Annotated in this window: 14 protein-coding genes, 2 pseudogenes and 1 CRISPR repeat array; of the genes and pseudogenes, 7 read left to right on the top strand and 9 right to left on the bottom strand. The window is 70.3% G+C overall.

Annotation, left to right across the window (positions count from 1 at the left end; all coding sequences use genetic code 11):
• Positions 1-1,716: 1,716 nt before the first annotated feature.
• The 3 genes and pseudogenes from WN71_RS42465 to WN71_RS00770 all read right to left on the bottom strand — a co-directional run.
• Positions 1,717-2,337, bottom strand: a pseudogene (locus tag WN71_RS42465) (NACHT domain-containing protein); the annotation flags it as partial.
• Positions 2,338-3,673: 1,336 nt separating this feature from the next.
• Entirely contained in the window at positions 3,674-4,402 is a 729-nt protein-coding gene (locus tag WN71_RS42460; protein ID WP_240529520.1) for a cupin domain-containing protein, read from the bottom strand.
• Positions 4,403-4,451: 49 nt separating this feature from the next.
• Positions 4,452-7,370 carry an NACHT domain-containing protein gene (locus WN71_RS00770; protein ID WP_046592888.1) on the bottom strand — a complete coding sequence of 973 codons (2,919 nt, stop codon included), beginning with the start codon at positions 7,368-7,370 and terminating at the stop codon, positions 4,452-4,454.
• 124 nt (positions 7,371-7,494) lie between these two features.
• On the opposite strand from WN71_RS00770, the gene WN71_RS00765 reads away from it, so the two are divergent.
• The 3 genes from WN71_RS00765 to WN71_RS00755 all read left to right on the top strand — a co-directional run bounded on the left by WN71_RS00765 (position 7,495) and on the right by WN71_RS00755 (position 10,131).
• Positions 7,495-7,707, top strand: coding sequence for a hypothetical protein (locus WN71_RS00765; RefSeq protein ID WP_046592887.1), 213 nt, complete (start codon positions 7,495-7,497; stop codon positions 7,705-7,707).
• A 472-nt stretch (positions 7,708-8,179) separates the two neighbouring features.
• Positions 8,180-8,452: direct repeats of the CRISPR family, unit length 29 nt; unit sequence CGGAACACCCCCACGCAGGTGGGGAGGAC.
• Positions 8,453-8,538: 86 nt separating this feature from the next.
• On the top strand, positions 8,539-8,970 hold the full coding sequence (locus WN71_RS00760) for an HD domain-containing protein (RefSeq protein ID WP_167382883.1): 432 nt from the start codon (positions 8,539-8,541) through the stop codon (positions 8,968-8,970).
• A gap of 114 nt (positions 8,971-9,084) precedes the next feature.
• Positions 9,085-10,131 carry an ankyrin repeat domain-containing protein gene (locus WN71_RS00755; protein ID WP_240529519.1) on the top strand — a complete coding sequence of 349 codons (1,047 nt, stop codon included), beginning with the start codon at positions 9,085-9,087 and terminating at the stop codon, positions 10,129-10,131.
• Positions 10,132-10,199: 68 nt separating this feature from the next.
• On the opposite strand, the gene WN71_RS00750 is transcribed toward WN71_RS00755, so the two are convergent.
• A complete protein-coding gene (locus tag WN71_RS00750; protein ID WP_046592885.1) occupies positions 10,200-10,619 on the bottom strand; it encodes an arsenate reductase ArsC in 420 nt (139 codons plus the stop codon).
• Positions 10,620-10,797: 178 nt separating this feature from the next.
• On the opposite strand from WN71_RS00750, the gene WN71_RS00745 reads away from it, so the two are divergent.
• The 3 genes from WN71_RS00745 (at position 10,798) to WN71_RS00735 (ending at position 13,001) form a co-directional block, all read left to right on the top strand.
• The gene (locus tag WN71_RS00745) at positions 10,798-11,112 is read left to right on the top strand and encodes an ArsR/SmtB family transcription factor (RefSeq protein WP_046592884.1); all 315 of its coding nucleotides are present in this window, start codon (positions 10,798-10,800) and stop codon (positions 11,110-11,112) included.
• 69 nt (positions 11,113-11,181) lie between these two features.
• Positions 11,182-11,961, top strand: coding sequence for an aquaporin (locus WN71_RS00740; protein ID WP_046592883.1), 780 nt, complete (start codon positions 11,182-11,184; stop codon positions 11,959-11,961).
• A 191-nt stretch (positions 11,962-12,152) separates the two neighbouring features.
• Positions 12,153-13,001, top strand: coding sequence for a HEAT repeat domain-containing protein (locus tag WN71_RS00735; RefSeq protein WP_052743270.1), 849 nt, complete (start codon positions 12,153-12,155; stop codon positions 12,999-13,001).
• Between the two features lie 34 nt (positions 13,002-13,035).
• Here the strand turns inward: WN71_RS00735 and WN71_RS00730 are convergent, their stop codons facing one another.
• Positions 13,036-13,413, bottom strand: coding sequence for an ArsR/SmtB family transcription factor (locus WN71_RS00730; RefSeq protein WP_046592882.1), 378 nt, complete (start codon positions 13,411-13,413; stop codon positions 13,036-13,038).
• A 185-nt stretch (positions 13,414-13,598) separates the two neighbouring features.
• Between WN71_RS00730 and WN71_RS00725 the strand changes: the two genes are divergently transcribed.
• The gene (locus WN71_RS00725) at positions 13,599-14,984 is read left to right on the top strand and encodes an NAD(P)-binding domain-containing protein (RefSeq protein WP_046592881.1); all 1,386 of its coding nucleotides are present in this window, start codon (positions 13,599-13,601) and stop codon (positions 14,982-14,984) included.
• Positions 14,985-15,202: 218 nt separating this feature from the next.
• On the opposite strand, the gene WN71_RS00720 is transcribed toward WN71_RS00725, so the two are convergent.
• From WN71_RS00720 to WN71_RS00700, 4 genes and pseudogenes are all read right to left on the bottom strand, one after another.
• Complete coding sequence (locus tag WN71_RS00720) at positions 15,203-15,841, bottom strand: SMI1/KNR4 family protein (protein WP_052743269.1); 639 nt, start codon at positions 15,839-15,841, stop codon at positions 15,203-15,205.
• An 848-nt stretch (positions 15,842-16,689) separates the two neighbouring features.
• On the bottom strand, positions 16,690-17,208 hold the full coding sequence (locus WN71_RS00710; protein ID WP_046592879.1) for a hypothetical protein: 519 nt from the start codon (positions 17,206-17,208) through the stop codon (positions 16,690-16,692).
• A gap of 105 nt (positions 17,209-17,313) precedes the next feature.
• On the bottom strand, positions 17,314-19,263 hold the full coding sequence (locus tag WN71_RS00705; protein ID WP_046592878.1) for an APC family permease: 1,950 nt from the start codon (positions 19,261-19,263) through the stop codon (positions 17,314-17,316).
• Positions 19,264-19,582: 319 nt separating this feature from the next.
• Positions 19,583-20,002, bottom strand: a pseudogene (locus tag WN71_RS00700) (Rossmann-fold NAD(P)-binding domain-containing protein); the annotation flags it as partial.
• Positions 20,003-20,101: the final 99 nt, after the last annotated feature.

The following is a 20,101-nucleotide window of genomic DNA, read 5'->3' as shown; positions in this document are numbered from 1 at the left end:
GTGCGCCAGGACACTCACGACAACGGCGGGCGATCTGCTGGGCAGGGGCATTCTGCGGGTGGGGCGCGGCATCTGGTGCTTGGGCGGCAACCGGTCCTTGCCGGTGACGGCGGTGTGCAGCTCGGTGGCGAGCTGCGCCGCCCGCAGCACGTCGATCCGGCATTCTTCACGGCGGGCGACCGCCTGCGGTGTGCGCCGCTGTGCCCATTCGCGACGGTCGAAGCAGGCCTCGGTGCGGCGCGCTACGTCGGCGAGCAGGTCCGACAGCTCCTCGCGCAGTCGCCGAGCCGTCGTGTCGCGCGCGTCCACGTCCCAGCGCTCGCGCGCGAGTGCGGCAGCCAGCGCGACATCCGGAACGAGGGCCCCTATGTCGCAGGGATCGTAGGTGGCGGTCCTGTGCGCCAGGTCGAGCAACGACGCACCGGCTCCCGCCATGGCCAACTCGCGTGCCGACGCGGCCCGCACCGCCGCCTGCCGGCCGGCGGGGAGGGGGACCGGCGGATAGGCGGCCCGGGGAGCGAGAGCCGACGACCGCCGGTGCAGCGGCCAGAAACGGCCGTCGTCCTGGCGGGGCGACCGGGTGCCGGTCCAGAAGGCGTGCCGGGAGAACCCGGGCACGTCGCGTTCCAGCACTGCGTCGATCTCGCTGATGCGTGGCGGCCGGTACCAGGAGACCGAACCCGCCTGTACGGTCAGCCATTCGCAGAACCGTGCCGCGTCCTCGTACCGCAGCCCGACGGCGGGCTCGTCGTCCTGGCCGGGCGGGTAGATCCGATCGTCCCAGTGGTCGGGCACCAGGCACTCGCCGTCCTCGGCCCGTGCGTCCAGGAAGTACTGGTATTCGAGCCAGGTGACGGGCAGGCCGACGAAGGTGTTCCGGCCGATGGCGATGTCCTGGGCGGCGCGCAGCCGCAGTCGGGCCTGTGCCGCGACACGTCGGCTCGTCGGGTTCTCCCGGGCGTCGGCGGGGCTCATCAGCCGTGTCACCGCGTCCCTGCTCGCCTCGTCGACCTGCTGGGACTCGGCGATGCACTGCGCGGCCAGGGCGAGCATGGCGGGATCGGACGCCTGGCCCAGGCAGGCGTCGACGATCGCGGTGGCGTCCGCCATCGCGCAGTAGAGATGGACGGTCTCGCGCCACCAGGGCTGGTCGAGGCAGGAGAGCAGCTGTCCTTGGAGCTGTTCCTCGCGGATGTGCTCGGCCGCCAGGTACTCCTGCAGCGTCAGATGGGCGAAGGCGTAGACACCGTGCTCCTTCTCGACCAGAAGGCCCGAGGAGCCTTCGACGCTCCGCAGGAAGTCCTCGGGCTCCACGGCGTCCGCCACCCGCGACAGACCGGGCCCGATCACCTGGACCGCCTCCGCGACGGGCAGTTCGGCCAGCCTGCGGCACATCATGGTGTGGGCGAGGGCGCGCAGTACGGCACGCTTGCGCCGGCCCGGCATGTCGACGGCGACGCCCCGTGCTTCGTGGCGCTTGCCGAGGAAGACCTCGCAGATCTCCGAGTAGAGCTCGGTGCGGCTGCCCGGCAGCGCGCCCCGGTAGTGGTGGACGTTGGCCACCATGGTCAACAGCAGCGGGTTCGCGGTGAGTTCGTACAGGCTCGGATTCTCCTCGAGGCGTGACAGCAGCTCCGCGGCGCCGACCCGGGCGGCGAGCCGGGAGGAGTCGTTGTCGGCCCCGTGGGAGCGGATAGCGATCGCTCGGTACCACTGTTCGGCGAAGAGGGTGATCTGGCGGGTCGACAGGGGTTGGACCTCCACCACGGTGGCTCCCGCGAGCGGTCGGCTGCGGTAGCCGAACGGGCGGCTGGTGAGCACGAACTGGTTCCCCGACCAGGCCGCGGACTGCTCCTCGATCCAGTTCGCGACGGAGACACGCGCGGTGTCGTCCGGGAGTTCGTCCATCCCGTCGAACAGGAGCAGCATGTGCCCGGCGCGCAGGTTGGTCTCCACCCACGACGGTGGCTCCGCTTGCTCGAGTTGGGTGAGGCAGCGCCGCAGCAGATCGGGCAGCGTCCCCGCCTCCTCCGCGAACCACCGTTGGTGCTCGCGGAGGTTCACCAGGAGCGGGATCATGCCCGGCAGGTCCGTGGAGCGCGCCGCCCGGCCACCCGTGGCGAGGCGGAACGCCACGTGCCGCAGCAAAGTGGTCTTGCCGGAACCCGGTGGTCCGATGACGGCCAGTACCGTCCCCTCCCGCCTGGCCCGCCGCAGCCAGTACCAGACCGTCTGCTCACGCCCGGAGACCTCTGCCGCGTGCCGGCGTACCGGGTCAGGGGTCAGCACGTGCACCGCGGTCGGTACCAGTGAGAGCGAGACCAGGACGTCCTGCATCTCGAGCGTGAATTCCCCCGCGGTCGACAGGCCCTTGACGTCCATGTAACGGGTGGCGGCCCGGACGTACTTGAGGAAGTGCCGGGTGTACGGGGAGAGTCTGCGGCGGGCCCACAGGTCGACGGAGTCGGCGGCGCGCTTGACCCAGCGCTCCCGCAGATCACGCACCACCGCACCGATGAAAGCGGCACCGGCGACGACCAGCTCGTAGAGCACGAGCAGCCCGAGGGCGAGGAGGGGATGCTCATGCATGCGCTCCCGCAACCGCGCGGACTTTCCCAGAGCCGCGGCGGGGATCCCGACCGACGCGAGTGCCAGCAGACCCCCCTGCCACACCTTGCGCAGCCACGCCGATTCGCCGCCCATGCGTCCCCACCCCCGCGCCCCGTCGGTGTCAATCGTCCCTCCGACACCGTCGCGGCACAGTCGTTCCCGGAAATCACGCCCGGCTTGAAAACTGCCCAGGACGCCGGCCCCCGTACCCCACTTCCGAGAAGGCCCTGCGGAGCGGCAGGGTCCAGCACCTGGACGGCACCCGCAGGACCGCGCCCCGGCTGCCGCATGGCGCGTCCGGCCTGGCGGTGGCAGGCCCCGGCGAGGAGGAACCCGACGACGAGTTCCTCCAGCCGCGCTGGGACGGCTCCACGTGGGTCGAACCCCCGCCCGTACTCGGCGTGTGCGCCGGGCGGATACGGACGGCCCAGGACGACGCGGGACCCTTCCTCGAACGGAACCGGTTCCTCCGGCGACGGCCGGTGCCTGAAGATCGAAGGGGGCCGCCTCCACGTGTCGACCGTGCGCGGAAGGACTCGAAGGAGTCGCTGGGGCTGACGGAGATCCGCCGGATACCCGGCACCGACGAGTGGCTGGGCGCCGGGCAGGGCGAGGTCGGTCAGACGGGCGGCTGGCACAATCGGCGCCGAGCTGCTGCGGCCGCGGACACGTCCACGGGTTGGACGACCGATTGCGTGTCGCTGAGCCTCTTCCGCGCGAGTGGCGAACGGAGTTGGGCGGAGGCGCGACCGACGTGCGGCCCGCGGAGTGCGGGTACACGTCTTTTGGAACCGGCGTTCGCGGCTCGGTGGCGCCGAAGCTTCGGTGCTCCTGGTTCAGCCGCGTCCGTCACGGCTGTGCAGGCGACGCGGTCAGCGAGCCTGGCAGGGCCGCCGCCGCGGCCGATCCGGGTGGATGGGCTGGAGGAGCTGAGCCCGGCTGGGCGACGAGGTGGACGTCGCCGGGGCCCGGCACGTCAAGGTCGCCATCGCGGAGACCGGCACCGAGTCCCGCCGCCTTGGCGGGGTCAAGCCCAGGCGGCAGCAGCGCCCGCACCGATTCCTCAGCCGTCTTGCTGCTGGCTCATCCACTTCGCGATGGCCTGCTCAAGTTCGGCGAGCTGTTCGGTCGGGCTGAATTGCAGGAGTTCGGTGCCGGCGTCGACGTAGGGCCGGTGACCAGGCGGGGTGTAGAACGCATCGCCGGTCTCGTACACCTCCTCGTGGTCGTCGAAGACGAAGCGCACGTGTCCGGCAAAGACGTAGCCCCAGTGAGGGCAGGGGCACTGGCCCCCGGGCAGGGCCTGGAGCGGGCCATCGAGGTCGGCGTCCGCGGCGAAAGACACGAACTCGACCGTGTAACCGTCCATGTCCTCGCGCCGGTCGGTCACCGGACCGAACTGCTGTACCCGGGATGCAGTGAGCTTGGAGACCTTGGGCATAGTTGAGACGAGACCACGGATCGCGCGCCCTGACCCGCTGGAAGGTCCTTCAGGGTGAAACCGAGCTCGGAGCAGCGCGAAATCGGTCGCCTGCGCGGCGGTCGTGAGGCTGGTGGCTGCGGGCGGCAGCAGTTCGACCGCCCTGGGCCGCGACCGCCGATGCCAAAGAAGCAGCGTTCCGCCGATCGGGCCCCCCGTCAGGAACACCGTCTGCGGGAGGTCGCGCAGCCGTTCGTCGCCGCGCCGGGCGTGCACGGCCGTGACCCGGGTGCCGTCATGTTCGAGCCGGACGACCCTGGTGTCCGGCTGGATGACCGCCGAGAGCCGTACGGCGGCGGGCAGGTGCCTCAAGAGCATGCACCGGGCCCGCGTGCGTTTCGCCTGAGCGCGGAAGGGTGGTTCAGGAGTCCGTTGTCCGTGGTCGTGGGTACCGGTCGACGGTGTCCGGGGGGAAGTGTTCCAGGCCGGTGACGGCGCGTGCGTAGCTGACGGTGATGGTCTCGAGTCCCTCGATCCGGCTCAGGGGGGTGATGTCGGTGATGTCCTCCTGTGTGTCGCGGCAGTTGATGAAGAGACGTTCGAGGTGGGGGAAGAGGTCAGGTACCAGGTCCAGTTGGGGGTGGGAGGAGGGTACGAGCCGGAGGTAGGTGACGCTGGGCAGGGGAACGGCGCGGTCGAGGTCGTACTCCGACAGATAGAGTTCCGTGAGATGGGGGAGTGCGGCGGTCTCCTGCCATTCCCCTTCGTCGGGGGCGGCGTTGATGACCAGCACTTGCAGCTGCTGCCACTGTGAGACGCCTGTCAGGCGGGTGCCGGTCCGGCCGCTCAGGGACAGTGAAGTGAGGCTCTTGGGTGCCGGGAGCTCGGTGAGGCTTTCCCAGGGCAGGGACGTGTAGAGCGACAGCCCGTCGAGGCCGGGCAGCGAGCCCAGCGCGTCGAAGGAGAACCCGTCCGGCAGGCTCACAAGGCTCAACGCCGACAGCGGAAGCCCCGCAAGTTCTTCGAGGTGCCTGAGTTCGGTGCAGCCCGCAAGGGTGAGTTCCCTCAAGGCGGACAGTTCACGGGTGAATCGCAGCCCGTCGAGCCGTCGGCCCTCGTAGATCTGGAGTGTGCGCGTGTGCTCGGCCGAGAGGTGCTCGGTGATCTCGCCCGCCGTGAACGCTTCTTGATAGATGATGCCGGTGACGGGTTTCAGGAGCCGTAGCGCGTGGCGTTGTTCCTCGGTGTGGACCGTCAGGGTCAGGTCGGCATGGTCCATGCGGGGGAGCAGGATGTCGCGGGCGTACTCGTCGGCGTCGAAGTGCGACCAGCCCTCGACCAGGTCCCCGGTCGGCGCGTCGGCGGGCATCAACTGGGCGAAGCGGCGGAGGAACGCGTACGCGTGGTCGCCGCCGATGGCAGCCGCAGTCGTGACGACCGGGCCCACTTCGTCGCCTTCCAGATGCTCCGGCCCGGGCAGGAGATCGAGGACGCCCGGCCCGAGGGCGGCCAGTTCCACGGCCTCCTCGCTGGAACGGGGAGGCATCAGGACTTGGGCACGTTGTTCGACCAAGTGGCGGGCGTCGGGTTCGATCTCGGTGGCGTACTGCAGGCTGGCGGCGGCCAGGAGGTGGAGTCTGCTCCTGTGCCCGTCCTCGGCGTCGCCGCGTCGGACGAGGCGGCGCAGGAGGTCGGCGCTCTCGGCCGGCCGGGCGTGGGCGACGGCCATGCGCACGACGTCCTCCCACTGGTCGTCGTGGGCGTTGTTGACCAGCAGCGGGAAGTCGTGCGCTTCGATGGCGGCCTTGGCCCCGAGGTAGTCCTGGAAGGTGCGGTGGACGAAGTCGATGGTGTCCATGGTGGGCTGGCGCAGGAGCCCGCTGCGGCCGACCAGGTGCGTCAGGACCTGGTCGGCGCTGCCCTGTTCGGCCACGGTCTGCATGGCGGGCAGTGCGTCGTCGACCAGGGCCTGCGCGGTCGCCCGGTCCATCTCGGTCTGGCGGTTGCGGATGAGCCAGTAGGCCAGTCGCTGCAGCAGCTTGACGCTCTGCTGTTCGGTGAGCCGGATGCCCTCGGGTACGTCGATGCTGCGTTCGAGGTCGCGGCGGACGAGGAGCATCGACAGTGCCGCCTCGTAGAGTTCGGTGCGGCTGTGCGGCAGGTGGCCGCGCCGGTCCCGGTGCAGTGCGCAGATCAGCGCGCACATCAGGGGTGTGCGGGACAGCTGGGCCAGGTCACGCTGTTCTCGCACGGTCATCTGCAGGTCTGCTTCGAGGTCGTACAACTGTGAGCGTTCCGCGTCGGCTGCCGCGGTGCGCCTGGCGGCGGTGTGCCATCGGCCGACGAAGACCGCGATGTCGGGGGCGCCCATGGGCCGCACCGACAGTTCGGTGAAGCGTGATGCGGCCAGCCAGCCCTCGGGAACGGCCGAGGGCCGCGTGGTGACCACGAAATGTGCGTCCCCGTATGCGGCCATGAGTTGTTCGAGCCAGTCCCGCGTGGCGCCGCGATGTTCCTGGGGCACCTCGTCGATGCCGTCGACCAGGATGAGTGCCTCGCCCCCGGCGAGTACCTCGTCGGCCCAGCCCGCGGGCTGTGAGGCGGCCAGCGGGGACCCGACCGCGGAGAGGAAGTCGTGCGGTTCCGGAAGGGGGCCGCGTCGCACCAGCGTCCGCAGGGGCAGGACGAAGGGGATCCGCCCCCGCCAGTGCGTCAGTTCCTCGGGCAGCCGGCCGCGTGCCGCGGCGACGGCCAGCCACTGCAGGAGCGTGGTCTTGCCGCACCCGGCGAGCCCCCTCAGCAGCACCCGCCGGCAGCCCGCCAGCGCGCTCTCCGCCCGCTTGACGACGATCGACGGGCGTTCGTCCGGGTCTTCGCCGCCGGCGGGACGGCCGGCCGCGCGCTCGGCCAGCTCCAGACTCAAATAGGCGGCGTCCAGCGGCCAGTGGCCGCGTTCCGGCCGGCTCAGATCCAGTCCCACCACGGTCAGCCGGCGATACCGCTGCGCCACGTAGTCGAGGTAGCGCTCCTCGAACGACGGCTGGACGGCCGACCGCCGTGATCGGCGAGCCGCCTGGGGAAGGAGTTCGTGGGCCTGCGGTGGGGGTGCGGCGGCCCGGCGCAACGCCAGCAACGGCTCCGCATCCGCGCCCAGCGCCCTCGCCAGGGCCACCAACGTGGCCTCGGAAGGCAGTACATGACCGTTCAACGCCTGGCTGACCGTCGTCCGGCCCAGCCCGGTCCGCTGCTGCAACCCGCCCATCTGGAGCCCGCGTTGCGCCTTGAGGGTGCGCAACCGCCGCGCGAGCTCAACCAACGGGTCCTGGTGCGCGTCCCCCATGTCCTGCTGCTCCGTCCCCCGGGCGACCGTCTTCGTTCATCTTCGTTCGCTCCGAACCCCTGCGAACACGAAAACACCGAAATTTCCCGGAGACACCGTCGCAGACCCGCCCGGGGAGAAACCGATGAACAACACCTCGTCCGTCCACCTGATGGTCCTCGTCCTGCTCCTGGCCGTCGTCACGCTCTTCTGCATCCTCGTGGGAGCGGCGGCCGGCGTCCTCGCCCGCATCGACGGAGCCACGTACGCTGCCGCGCTGTTGCGCGGTGCGGCGGCCTTCGCGGCCAGTGTCACCTTGGCGTTGGCCCTGCTGACGTTCGCGCTCACGGCGTGGTGAACGGTCGGCACGCGCACAGGGCGGGGAGGTACGCGGGGAGCGGCCCCGTCCGCCGACGGCCTTCGGAGCGTCCAGGACGCGGCGCCCGCCTCCTCTGTTCTGCCGCGGTGTTGACGCCTCCGGATCAGGGAAGCCGCGGCGCTGTACGCGAGCGGCTCCCGGGAGTAGGGCGGCTCCGGGGCTGGCCCGAGGAACAGAGTGCAGGACCGACCGGAGTGCTGCCTTCGTCGCGCACTGGGCGGTCACTGTCGGCGCTTCAGCGGCCGGATCGTCCCGGCCAGTCGGCGCCGCCCGCTGGGGACGTACCGGGTGGGCGGTCGTCGCCGAACGCAGGCCCACACCATCGGCGGCCCGGTCCCCTTCTCCACCCAGGCATGTCGTCCGCCGCGCGGCGAGAGGCGGAGCCGGTGGTCGGTCAGGCCAGGTCGGGCAGAGGCCGCCGCCTCGGGGGCGCGGGCCTGCGACCCCGGGGCGGAACACCCCCACGCGGGTGGGGAGGACGTGCGGCCTCGTGATCCTCGATCAACAGTCGGCGGAACACCCCCACGCAAGTGGGGAGGACGTCGTCAGTGCGGATCGGCAGATGCGAGAACACGGAACACCCCGACGCAGGTGGGGAGGACTGGCGCCGAAGCTCGAGGCGGTGAGGAAGAAGCGGAACACCCCCACGCAGGTGGGGAGGACCACGAAATCGCGAGCGCCGTCACCGGCCTGACCGGAACACCCCCACGCAGGTGGGGAGGACACTTCCTGACCAGCGCGTTAAAAGTGGCTTTGCATTCTCTTTGCTGACGTTGTGGTTCGGGCGTGCAGACGTGCACATCGCATGCCATGAATGTATCCGGTCCTGCTCTTCGGGTCTGCTGTCAGTGGCGTGTGTTTGGATCTGCGGCACGGTCGGGCTTACGGAGGGCGGCGGCGGTGTCGGGAGTGATCAGTGAGGGGCCGGACGAGTCCGTCTGGGCGAAGGTGCGAGGGCTGGATCCGGCGTTGCCTCCGTATCCGCTGGTCAGGCACCTCCTTGATACGGCTGCCATGGCGCTGCATCTGTGGGATGTGTACCTGTCGGACAATCAGCGGTTGAGCATCGCCAAGGGGATGGGACTTGCCGACGACCCGGACAAGGCGCGGGGAGTCGTCGGTTTGTGTGCCGGGCTGCACGACATCGGCAAGCTCTCGGGGTTTCAGTTCTGCTCCCGCCACGGGGCTGAGCATCTTCAGGCCCCGGGACCGCCGCTGCAGGGAAGCGTGCGAACCAGGTAGCGGCACTCACCTGTGGTCGTCGTGGCTCCCGAGGAGTGACAGAGCGGCGGCTGGGCGAGACGCGCTGAGCGTCTACGGTCGGGTAGAGACGTTCTGAGCCGGGAGGACGATGCCATGCGCATCACGGTGCTGACTGTGCCCGACTGCCCCCACGCCCCATTGGTCGAGGAACGGATCGCCCGCGCTCTCGACGGCCGCAGCGCGACGGTGGAACGGGTGGAGATCGCCGATCAGGAGCAGGCGACCCGCCTGGGGATGGCCGGCTCGCCCACCGTTCTGATCGAGGGGGTGGACCCCTTCGCCGTGCCTGGTGCTGCGGCCTCGTTGTCGTGCCGCCTGTACCGGGATGCGGACGGACGGGTGGACGGAGCCCCGAGCGTCGTGGATCTGCAGGAGGCGCTGCAGGCCGTCGCGGCGCAAGCCGGCCAGGGGGGTGTCGACATGGATACGCCTGAACACGACCTTGTGGCCGCGTTGGTCTCCGCCATCCGTGCGGGCGACACGGACGCGGTACAGCGCATCACCGCCGAAGCACCCGCCCTTCTCACAAGGCCGCTCGGGGGCGCCTTCAAGACCCGCACCGCCCTCCACGTGGTCGCCGACTGGCCCGGCTACTTTCCCAACGGGCCGCAGATCGTCCGGCTGCTCGTGGCCGCGGGGGCCGACCCCAATCTCCGGAAATCGGGTGACGAGAGTCCGCTGCACTGGGCGGCGAGTAGCGACGACGTCGATGTCGCCGCCGCTCTGATCGACGCGGGCGCCGACATTGAAGCACCTGACGGCTCCATGGGTACGCCTCTCGACAACGCCATCGGATACGCCTGCTGGCACGTCGCTGCCCTCCTTGTCGCCCGCGGCGCGAGGGTGGACAAGCTCTGGCACGCCGCCGCCCTGGGCATGCTCGACCGCCTGCAGCAGTTGATCGACGCTGCCGATCCCACCCAGGAGGAGGTGTCCCAGGCGTTCTGGCACGCCTGCTGCGCCGGGCAGCGACGCGCCGCGGAGCACCTTCTCGGGCTCGGCGCGGATGTGAACTGGGTGCCCGCGTACGCCGAGGGCACCCCGCTCGATGCGGCCAGGGGCCGTAGTACCCGCAGGGACAACGTGGTCGGCTGGCTCGATGAACTGGGGGCCCGGGCGGCAGGTACCGGCCCGGACTGACGTGTCGATGGGGGCCGGAGGCGATGCCGATGACTCCGCGGACGGGGTGGGGTCGTCGGTCGCTGAGGTCACGCCTCCTGCTGCGCGTCGATCTCGGCGATCAGGGCCTCGATGTGGGTCTTGATCTCGTCGCGGATGGGACGTACGGCCTCGACCCCCTTGCCCGCGGGGTCTTCGAGGGCCCAGTCGAGGTACTTCTTGCCGGGGAAGATCGGGCATGCGTCGCCGCAGCCCATCGTGATGACGTAGTCGGACGCCTGGACGGCCTCCGTGGTGAGCACCTTCGGCTTGGCTGCGGAGATGTCGACGCCGACTTCCTTCATGGCCTCGACCGCGGCGGGGTTGACCTGGTCGCCCGGGACGGAGCCGGCGGAGCGGACCTCGATCCGGTCGCCCGCGAGGTCGTTGAGGAAGCCGGCGGCCATCTGTGATCGCCCGGCGTTGTGGACACAGACGAACAGCACGGAAGCGAGGGGGCTGGGGGACATCGGTACTTCCTTCGCGAGACGTTCATCAGGCAGAGCAGGGGGCGGGGACGGGGTCATGGGAACCCCCTTCGGGCATGGGAACCCGTTCGGGGCACGGGTTTTCGGCAGGGCCGGGACATGAACCCCAGGAATCAGCCCGAGCTGGTATCAGCCAGGAGTGATGTGAGATTATCAGTCCATGCTGACGTCAGTCGACACTGATCTGTTGCGGGTTCTGGCCGACCCGCTCCGCCTCCAGATCGTCACCCTGCTCGCCAAGGAGACGCTCTGTTCCACGCACCTCATCGAGGAGACCGGGGCCAGACAGACGAACCTCTCCAACCATCTGAAGGTGCTGCGCGAGGCGGGGGTGGTGGAGACGGAGCCCTGCGGGCGCTTCACCTACTACCGGCTGAAGCCCGACGTCATCGCCTCCCTCGCGGGCCAGTTCGCCGACCTGGCGGAGAGCGCCCGCGTGACCGCCGAGAACAACGTCAAGCGGTCCTGCCCCTGATTCCCCATTCCCCGGCGCCCGCCGGTCCGCCGTGTCCCTTCGCCCTTCCGCACGCACCGAGGAGTCCCGTTGAGCGCCACCGAGGCCACCGAGCACGACAGAGCCGGGGGCGCCCTCGCCGCCGACCCGCAGTCGGCGCCGGGCGCCACCCCGCCCGAGAGCCCTCCGCTGCCGGCCAAGGTAGCGGCTGAATTCGTCGGTACGGCCGCGCTCGTCGCGATCGTGGTCGGCTCCGGCATCCAGGCGACCGAACTGACCAAGGACGTCGGCCTTCAGCTGCTGGCCAACTCCACCGCCACCGTCTTCGGCCTCGGCGTGCTCATCGCCCTGCTCGGCCCGGTCTCCGGAGCCCACTTCAACCCGGCCGTCACCCTCGCCGAGTGGTGGACCACGCGACGCGGCGGCACCGGGGTGAGCCTGCGCGAACTGGGCGCCTACGTCCCCGCGCAGATCGTCGGCGCGATCACGGGCTCGGTCCTGGCCGACGCCATGTTCGGCGAGCAACTGGTGAAGTGGTCCACCCACAACCGCTCGGCCGGACATCTCCTGCTCGGCGAGGTCGTCGCCACGGCCGGTCTAATTCTGCTGATCTTCGGCCTGGCCCGCACCGAACGCCTGCGCTTCGCTCCCATCGCGGTCGCCTCCTATATCGGCGCCGCGTACTGGTTCACCTCGTCGACCTCGTTCGCGAACCCGGCCGTCACCATCGGCCGCGCCTTCACCGACACGTTCGCGGGCATCGCGCCGGCCTCGGTGGCCGGCTTCATCGCCATGCAGCTGATCGGCGCCGCGGTCGGCCTGGGCCTGGTGGCACTCATCTTCCAGACGGGCCGCAAAGCCGCCGAGTGATCTGAGCCAGTCCTGTGACTGCCATTGGTTCACCAGGCCGTGGCAGGCTTAGGAGGGGACGGCTGTGGACACGGCGGGAGCGAAGGCTGGTGACCGCCGCCAGCTCTCCCGCCTGGCGGTGGCCCGTTAGGGTCCGCAGGGAGTCGGGGAGTCGGGGAGTCGGGGAGGCCATTTTGGGCGGGGGACAACCGGTGGATCATGCGGTCGTACGCCTTGACCGGCTCGCGGCGGAGCTGGCCGCTCCGGACTCGGATCTTGACGCTCTGGCTGAAATCGAAGAGGAGTTGGCGGCCGCCCGGGACGCGGAGCTGGTTCCGCGTCTGGAGCTTCACCTGGCAGCGGCGGTGGAGTCGGGGAGTTGGTACGCCAGGTGTGTTCTGGCCCGGATCCTCGCGGACACGGCCGGCCGCGCAGCTCTGCCTACGCTGCTCCGTGCCTTCTCCCGCGATCTGGGCGATGACCAGGACTCCCTCGCGACGGAGCTCACCGTCTTCGCCCGGGAGGACCCCACGGCCGCGCGCGACCTCCTCCTGCCGTGGGTTGAGGACTCCGACCAGGACCTGCGGCGCGCGGCGCTGTGGCTGCTCGGCTTCGTACCGGATCCCGGTGACCTGCCCCTTCTGGCCCGCGCCGCCGGCGATCCGGACGAGCGGATGCGGAGCACGGCCGTCGGCACCATCGGCAGTCACAGCGGGAGCAGCGCGGAGGCCGTTGACCTGCTGGTGCGCCTGCTTGCCGATGCGTCCCCGCGGGTGCGGGTGAGTGTTCTGAGTTCCCTCGGCTTCGCCGGTCAACCCCGTACGCTCCCGGCGATACGTCACCTCGCCCGTGACGGTAGTGCGCAGGTCCGTGCCTGGGTCGCCATCGCCCTGAGTCGCTTCCCGGTCCCGGACTCCGGGGCCGACCCCGAGACCCTGGCCGTGCTCGATCGGCTCGCGGCGGACAAGGACCCTGAAGTGCGTCGGCGGGCCGACGACGCTCATCAGCGAGTGCTCCATCGTGCCGGCGCGCCGCGGAGCCTGGCACCCAAGACCGAGTGAACCTGCGGTCGGAGCGCCGGGGACGGGGTGGGTGTCAGGCCGCAGCTGGGGCGAAGCCCAGCAGCTTGCCCATCGCTGCCAGCACTGACGGCTCGACCCGGTAGTACACCCACGTGCCGCGCCGCTCGGAGGACAGCAGCCCGGCCTCCTTGAGCTTCTTCAGGTGGTGGGACACGGTCGGCTGTGAGACGCCGACGTCGGAGATGTCGCACACGCACGCCTCGCCGCCCTCGTGGGAGGCGACGGCGGTGAACAGGCGCAGCCGTACCGGGTCGCCCAGCGCCTTGAACATCCGCGCGGCCGTCTCGGCCTCGTCCGCGGTGAAAGGCCGCTCGGTGAGCGGCGGGCAGCACGGCGCCACGGCGTCGGAAGCCTCGGGCTCGATCAGGGGCAGCGCCTTCATATTCGACATGCGTCTATGTTGACACATGTCGAAGCAGGCGGGCCGGCGTGGGCGCGGCGGGCTCCGCCGCCCCCTGCGGCACGGCTCCGCGACACTTGCTGATTCGATGAATGTCTATGTTGACGCTCGTCGAATCAGGTGCCATGCTGACCGGGCAAGACATCGACAGATGTCGAAACAAGCTAGGAGTCGCTGTGAACGCGCCCGTCCCCGTCGAACTTCCCGTCGTCGTGATCGGAGCCGGACCCGCCGGTCTGGCCGCCGCGGCCCACCTGGTCGACCGAGGCATCGAGCCCCTGGTGCTGGAAGCCGGTCCGACGGCCGGCGCGGCGGTGCGGGAGTGGTCGCACGTGCGCCTGTTCTCCACCTGGGGCGAGGTCACCGACCCGGCCGCGGAGAAGCTGCTCGCACCGACCGGCTGGACCAGGCCGGACCCGGCCACGTACCCCTCCGGCGGGGACTGGGCGGCCCGCTACCTTCAGCCGCTCGCCGACGTCCTCGGCGACCGCGTGCGCACCGGAGCGCGAGTGGACGGGGTGTCCAGGGCGGGCCGCGACCGGATCGTGGACGCCGACCGGGAGGCTCAGCCCTTCGTCGTCCACGTGCAGCACGCCGACGGCCGCGAGGAGCGGCTGTTGGCCCGTGCCGTCATCGACGCGTCCGGAACCTGGACCCTCTCCAGCCCCGCCGGCGCCAGCGGTCTGCCCGCGCTCGGCGAGCACACGGCTGCCGAAAAGATCACCTACCGCGTGCCCGACCTGAAGGACCCAGCCGTACGGGCCCGGTACGCGGGCAAGCGCACCGCCGTCATCGGCTCCGGGGCCTCCGCCTTCACGGCGCTGGCCTGCCTCGCCGACCTGGCGAAGGCGGACGACGGCGTCGGCACCAAGGCCGTGTGGATCCTGCGCCGCGGCCTGTCCGGTTCGACCTTCGGCGGCGGCAGCGCCGACCAGCTCCCCGCTCGCGGCGCCCTGGGACTCGCGGCCAAGGCGGCCGTGGACGACGGCCACGCGGACGCGGTCACCGGCTTCCGTACCGAGGTGATCGAGCGGGACGGTGACGGCCGCCTGGTCCTGACCGCCGAGGACGGCCGCCGCCTGGATGCCGTCGACGAACTGATCGTGCTGACCGGCTTCCGCCCCGACCTGTCGTTCCTCTCCGAAATCCGTCTCGGCCTCGACGTTCGCCTCCAGGCCCCGACCGCGCTCGCCCCCCTGATCGACCCCAACCAGCACTCCTGCGGCACCGTCTACCCGCACGGCCACCGCGAACTGTCCCACCCCGAACAGGGCGTCTACCTCGTCGGCATGAAGTCCTACGGCCGCGCCCCCACGTTCCTCGCCATGACCGGGTACGAACAGGTCCGCTCGGTCGTCGCCGCCATCGCCGGAGACATCGAGTCGGCCGACCGCGTCGAACTCACCCTCCCCGAAACCGGAGTCTGCGGCGGCGCCGGCCTCTTCGACGCCCCCGAGGCCGACCAGACCGACGGCGGATGCTGCGCCCCGGCACCGCAGCTGATCGCACTCGGCACCGCCGCCCCGTCCGAAGAGAACTCGGGCGGCTGCTGCGGCGCGTGACCAGCCCCCGCACCCGCCGCGCCGGGGCCGCGACCGGATCGGGGGAACGATCGCGGCCCCGCGCGGTACTGCCCGCGTGGTCTTGCCCGTGCGGTACTGCCCGCCCGGTCAACCGCTTGAGACAGCACCGAGCCGTCACCACGAGCTACGACAAGGGCGGCTGCGCCTTGCTCAGTGCGGCGACGGCGGCAGCCCCCGCCATCCGGCTCCGGTCCGGATCAGGGCCGGTCCTCGGTTACAGGGAACATGTCGGCGTAGGGATCTGGCTCGCCCGTAGCAGGATCCAGTCCGGCCCTGAGCCGTCGATGTTGCTCTCGCCAGCTGACGAAAGTATCCGTCTGCTTCCAGAGCGACGCATCGCCGAGTGGGCAGGCCTCGAACCGGCCCAGCATCATGCGGGTGATGAACTGGACCATGGTGCAGTCGAACAGGGCCCACGGCGACTCGCCCCACGAGTGGTGTCGTCGCCAGGCTACGACAGGCCATTTGTCCGGATCCGAGTCGGTCATGAGCCAAGCCATCTCGTTGGCGTTCATTCCGGAACCCCAGGGCAGGATGGCGTCGGCACCCAGCGTCACTTCGGGGACTCCGCCGTCTTCCTCCCAGAGTCCGCGCACGCCGTCCGTCATGCCTGCGATGTGACACCCTTCCCACCCGCGCACGTCACTCGGGAGCGGGGGCAGAATGACGAGCTCGCCGATGTCGCCCACACCGTACGTGTCGAGCAGAGCCTTGTAGTCACTCGGCAGCTCGGCGCCAAGTGCGGCTTCGGCCGCCGCCCAGTCGATGTGCTCGCCGCCTGCGAAGTCCGGCGGGACGAGGTCGAGCAGTACCGCGACGTCGGGATGGATACCCATGGTGAAGCCCCTTGAGGTCAGTGGTCAGCAACCTTAGGCGTGCGAGCTGACACCGTTGCCCTGCAGCCAGGTCCCCGCAGCAGCCGATGTGTTCGACACCGAGGAAGCAGAGCAGCAGGGGAAGGTGGGCGGCGATACGCACCGGACGGCGTCTTCCGACTGGTGGGGGTGGGCGAGCAGGAGGCCGGCCGCGATGTCGCTGGTGACGTGGCCTGCCATGTAGAGGCGCGAGTAGAGGACCTCGTCCTGCATCCACTGGTAGTCCTCCGCGCGGTGCGGCGAGAGCGCGCTGAGGAAGGTGACGGCCGCGGCCGCCCGGCTGGCGTGGCTGGAAGGCCTAGGAGTAGGGGCCCTTGGCCCCCGGCTTGATGTGCCTCTCCGGGCGCAGGGCCGCGTCCATTACGTAGGGGGCCGACTGCTTGTCACGGGCGGCGAGCTGGTCGCTGGTCGTCCTGGCCAGCTCGAGAGCCGCCTTCAGTTCGGCCTTTTCCGTCTTCCCCTGCGCGGCCGGGACGAGTTCGCGCTGATCGTGGAGGTAGAGCTTATAGACGTCCTTCTTGCCGTTGAGCTCCAGCCAGGTCGCCGCCCTTTTCCCAGCCGCCGTGCGGGACTTGGCGAGCTGCTGGTCCTGACGCAGTTCGGCGGTGCGCTCCTCGGCCGAGGGCGGTGCCGGGATCTGCTGGGCGGCCCAGGCGGCGAACGCCTTGTCGTCGCGCGTGGTGCCGTGCGCCTTCCGCCACTGGGTGAACTGGGCGTCCGCCTTCTTGCGCTGGGCTGCCGCCTGCTTGCCGATCTGGGAGCCGACTTCGGCTGGGCTCCCGTGCGTCCGGGACGGTGGTGACGACGGGTCAGGAAAGCCCCGAGACCCGAAGTACGGCCTGGGTCGTCTCGCGGTCTATGCGATGCCCCAGTCGCTCCATGACCTCCGCTCCCTGGCGCAGCGTTCCGCGCTCCAGGGAGCGCCGGACGCCGGTGTCGAGCTCGTGCCAGAGCAAAGGACTCGCCGTGAGGATCCGCGGATCGAGTTCCAGCCGGTTGCCGAAGGCGTCCCGCAGGACGAGGTGGGCCGAGACGCCCTCGTACTGTCGGACGGCCGTCAGCGCGTCCGTGCGGACGAGGCGGCGGCCCCAGGGAGTGCGGACGGCGAGCCAGCCCGGTCCCGCGCTCACCCGCGGAGGCAGCAGGACGGCCCACACCGCTGCCGACAGAGTGGACCAGAGCAGGGCACGGACCGGTGTCAGGCTTCCCGCGTCCCAGTCGACCAGGAGGGCCATGACACAGAACGCGAGGGCGCAACTCGTCGCGAGCCGCAGGCTTGCGCGCCAGTGTCGGTCGGCGGTCTGCGCCGCCGGTCCGTTCCGTGTCATACAGGCCACGCTAGGCGGCCGTGAGCCGGCCCGGTCCAGCCGCTGACGGGGTCCTGACGCCGTATGGACGAACCTTGACGGCATCCTGTCGCCGTCGCCGTCGCCTCACCCGGTGTGCACGCGCGGTCGGCGTTCCGGGTCGGGTTCCGCCTCGCGCAGCACTTCTCGGGTGACCGGGGCGACTTCGCCCTGGCCGAAGAGGAAGAACCGCAGGAAGTTGGCGAACGGTGTGCCCTCGGTCCACTCGAAATAGACGTGCGGGATGCGGCCCGTCGTGTCGCGCACGTGGAGCAGGAGCGCGGCCAGGGCGTTGGGGACCGAGGCCGACTCCAGTGTCAGGATGCGGTAGCGGTTGTGCAGGACCTCGCCCCGGACTGTGAGTCCGGCCTCGAATTCGGAGGGGTCGGTGACCGTGACCTCGACGAAGACGAAGTCGTCCTGCTCGGGCATGTCGTTGTCGGCGCGGATCTGCTCGATCTTCGCGCGGTACTCGGCCTTGTCGCGGGCGTCCGGCTCTTTGGCGATGAACCGTATCTTGCGGCTGGCCATGTCGCGGATGAATCGTTCCGCCATGTCGTCGAGCGCCACGCTTGTCACGCGCAGCTCGAAGGCGCGCGCGAGGCGGGAAAGCAGTGAGACGAGGATGATCCCCGCGATGAAGCAGGCGCCGATCTTCACGCCGTCGGGGCGCTCGATCACGTTGACGACGGTCGTGTAGAGGAACACCGCCGAGATGATCGCGAACCCGATCGTCCACTTGTGTTGGCCGGCCTTGTGAGCGGCGATGGTCACCGCGACCGCCGCGGAACTGATCAGGACCAGCACGCCGGTTGCGTAGGCGCCGCCCTGGGCGTCGACGTTCGCGTCGAAGATCCACGTCACCAGGAAGGCGATCAGGGTGAAGACGATGACCATGGGGCGCACCGCGCGGGCCCAGTGCGGGGCCATCCCGTAGCGGGGCAGGTAGCGGGGCATCAGGTTGAGCAGGCCGGCCATGGCCGATGCGCCGGCGAACCAGAGGATGGCGATGGTCGAGATGTCGTAGACCGTGCCGAAGGAGTTGCCGAGGTACTCGTGCGCCAGGTAGGCGAGCGCTCGGCCGTTGGCGCTCCCGCCCGTCTTGAACTCGCTCTCGGGGATCAGCAGCGTGGTGATGAAGCTGGTCGCGATGAGGAAGCAGCTCATGATGACCGCCGCGGTGGTCAGCAGCTTCTTGGTGTCCCGGATCCGGCCTGTGGGGTTCTCCTCGGTGTCGTCGTCCCCGCTCACGTGGGGCATGACGGCTACGCCGGTCTCGAACCCTGACAGGCCGAGGGCGAGTTTCGGGAAGACGACGAGGGCGACGCCGATCATGACGAAGACGTTCCCGTGTTCTGCCGTGAGGGCGCTGGTCCAGTCGGTGACGACGTGCTCGGCCGTGACGACGTGGTAGAAGCCGACGATCACGACGACGACGTTGAGCGCGAGGTAGATGCCCACCAGGGTGACCGCGACGCCGATGGCCTCCAGAAAGCCCTTGAGGAAGACCGCCCCGAGCAGAGCCACCAGGATCAGTGTGATGATCATCTGCTTGCCGTGCAGGAAGTCGCTCAGATGTGGGTTCTCCACCAGGTGGGTCGAGGCGTCGGCGGCAGACAAGGTGATGGTGATCAGGAAGTCGGTGGCGGCGAAGCCGAGCAGGGTGAGGACGAAGAGCTTGCCCTGCCAGAAGGAGAGGAGCCGTTCCAGCATGGCGATGGAGCCCTCGCCGTGCGGGCTCTCCTCAGCGACGCGGCGGTAGACCGGCAGAGCTCCGGCCAGCGTGACGATGACGAGCACGATGGTCGCGATCGGGGACAGCAGGCCGGCGGCCAGGGCCGCGATGCCCGGCTGGTAGCCCAGGGTGGAGAAGTAGTCCACACCCGTCAGGCACATGACCCGCCACCAGCGCCGGCCCTGATGCGCGGGCTCGGGCTGCGTGTGGGTGCCGGTGTGACCGCCCGGCCTGCCCATGTCGGACAGGCCCTCCAGCATCCAGGCGTGCAGCCGCCGTGGTGGGTGTTCGGTGGTGGCCATCGGCGTGCTCCCGGTGCGTGGCTCCGTTGCGGGACAGGCCATCACGCGGACGGCGGCACCAGCGTATGCAGAGCGTGATGCCCGGGCCCCCGCGAGTGCGCTCTCACCGCATCAAGGATCCGTTAAAACGCGTGAAGGGCCTGTGCCGTGCTCCGCGAGGCCGGGCGGAGGCCCCGCGGAGGGCTCCCGCCCGGCGCGCGGCGGCGGGTCAGCCCTGGCCCGCCTTGTGACCGTGGTGGGCCTTCTTCCTCCGCCGGGCCCGCTTCGTCCGGGCGCGCTTCGACATGTACGTGACCCCCTGTGTCCGTTGAGCCGAGCTTCAGGTGCTGCGGCCGACCAGCAGGTCCGCCGGCTTGTGGAGACGCTTGACGGTCCGGTCCTCCACCACCGCCGGGGCAGGATCGATGCGTGCCTCCCGTTCGTAGTAGGCGCCGTTGACGATCTCGACGGCCGGGTCGCACAGACGCACCACGTGCGCGGCGCCCTCGGAGGCAGAGCCGCCCTGGTGGCCGTAGAGCGGGAGCAACGCGGTGTCGCAGACGCCCGGGTGCACGGAGACCGCGGTGACGCGCGGGTCGGCGGCGAAGACCGCCAGCGCCAGCTGGGCCTGGGCGTAGGCGGCGAGCCGCGAGTAGCGCCGGGAGCGGTTGGGGTCGGACCACTGGATGGACGCGGCGCGGTGCAGGGCGGAGGACACGTTGACGACCTGGCCGCCGGGGTCCCTCGTCAACCGGCCCTCACTTATCGGGCGCGGACGCTGTCAAGACGGTGTCAAGGTACCCGGACCTCACGACAAGGAACCGCTAACCTCGCGCTTTCATGAAGCGAGCTGTCCGGC

The organism is Streptomyces mangrovisoli (assembly GCF_000974985.2).
GTDB classification, from domain to species: domain Bacteria; phylum Actinomycetota; class Actinomycetes; order Streptomycetales; family Streptomycetaceae; genus Streptomyces; species Streptomyces mangrovisoli.
Note: the sequence above shows the minus strand (reverse complement) of the source record. Positions and strands in the feature narration are given on the sequence as shown.

Bases quoted from the DNA above. Each gene is read 5' to 3' on its own strand.
- WN71_RS00770 (WP_046592888.1), bottom strand. From the start codon at position 7,370: ATGGGGGACGCGCACCAGGACCCGTTGGTTGAGCTCGCGCGGCGGTTG.
- WN71_RS00765 (WP_046592887.1), top strand. From the start codon at position 7,495: ATGAACAACACCTCGTCCGTCCACCTGATGGTCCTCGTCCTGCTCCTG.
- WN71_RS00760 (WP_167382883.1), top strand. From the start codon at position 8,539: ATGAATGTATCCGGTCCTGCTCTTCGGGTCTGCTGTCAGTGGCGTGTG.
- WN71_RS00755 (WP_240529519.1), top strand. From the start codon at position 9,085: ATGCGCATCACGGTGCTGACTGTGCCCGACTGCCCCCACGCCCCATTG.
- WN71_RS00750 (WP_046592885.1), bottom strand. From the start codon at position 10,619: ATGTCCCCCAGCCCCCTCGCTTCCGTGCTGTTCGTCTGTGTCCACAAC.
- WN71_RS00745 (WP_046592884.1), top strand. From the start codon at position 10,798: ATGCTGACGTCAGTCGACACTGATCTGTTGCGGGTTCTGGCCGACCCG.
- WN71_RS00730 (WP_046592882.1), bottom strand. From the start codon at position 13,413: ATGTCGAATATGAAGGCGCTGCCCCTGATCGAGCCCGAGGCTTCCGAC.
- WN71_RS00720 (WP_052743269.1), bottom strand. From the start codon at position 15,841: ATGGGTATCCATCCCGACGTCGCGGTACTGCTCGACCTCGTCCCGCCG.
- WN71_RS00710 (WP_046592879.1), bottom strand. From the start codon at position 17,208: ATGACACGGAACGGACCGGCGGCGCAGACCGCCGACCGACACTGGCGC.
- WN71_RS00705 (WP_046592878.1), bottom strand. From the start codon at position 19,263: ATGGCCACCACCGAACACCCACCACGGCGGCTGCACGCCTGGATGCTG.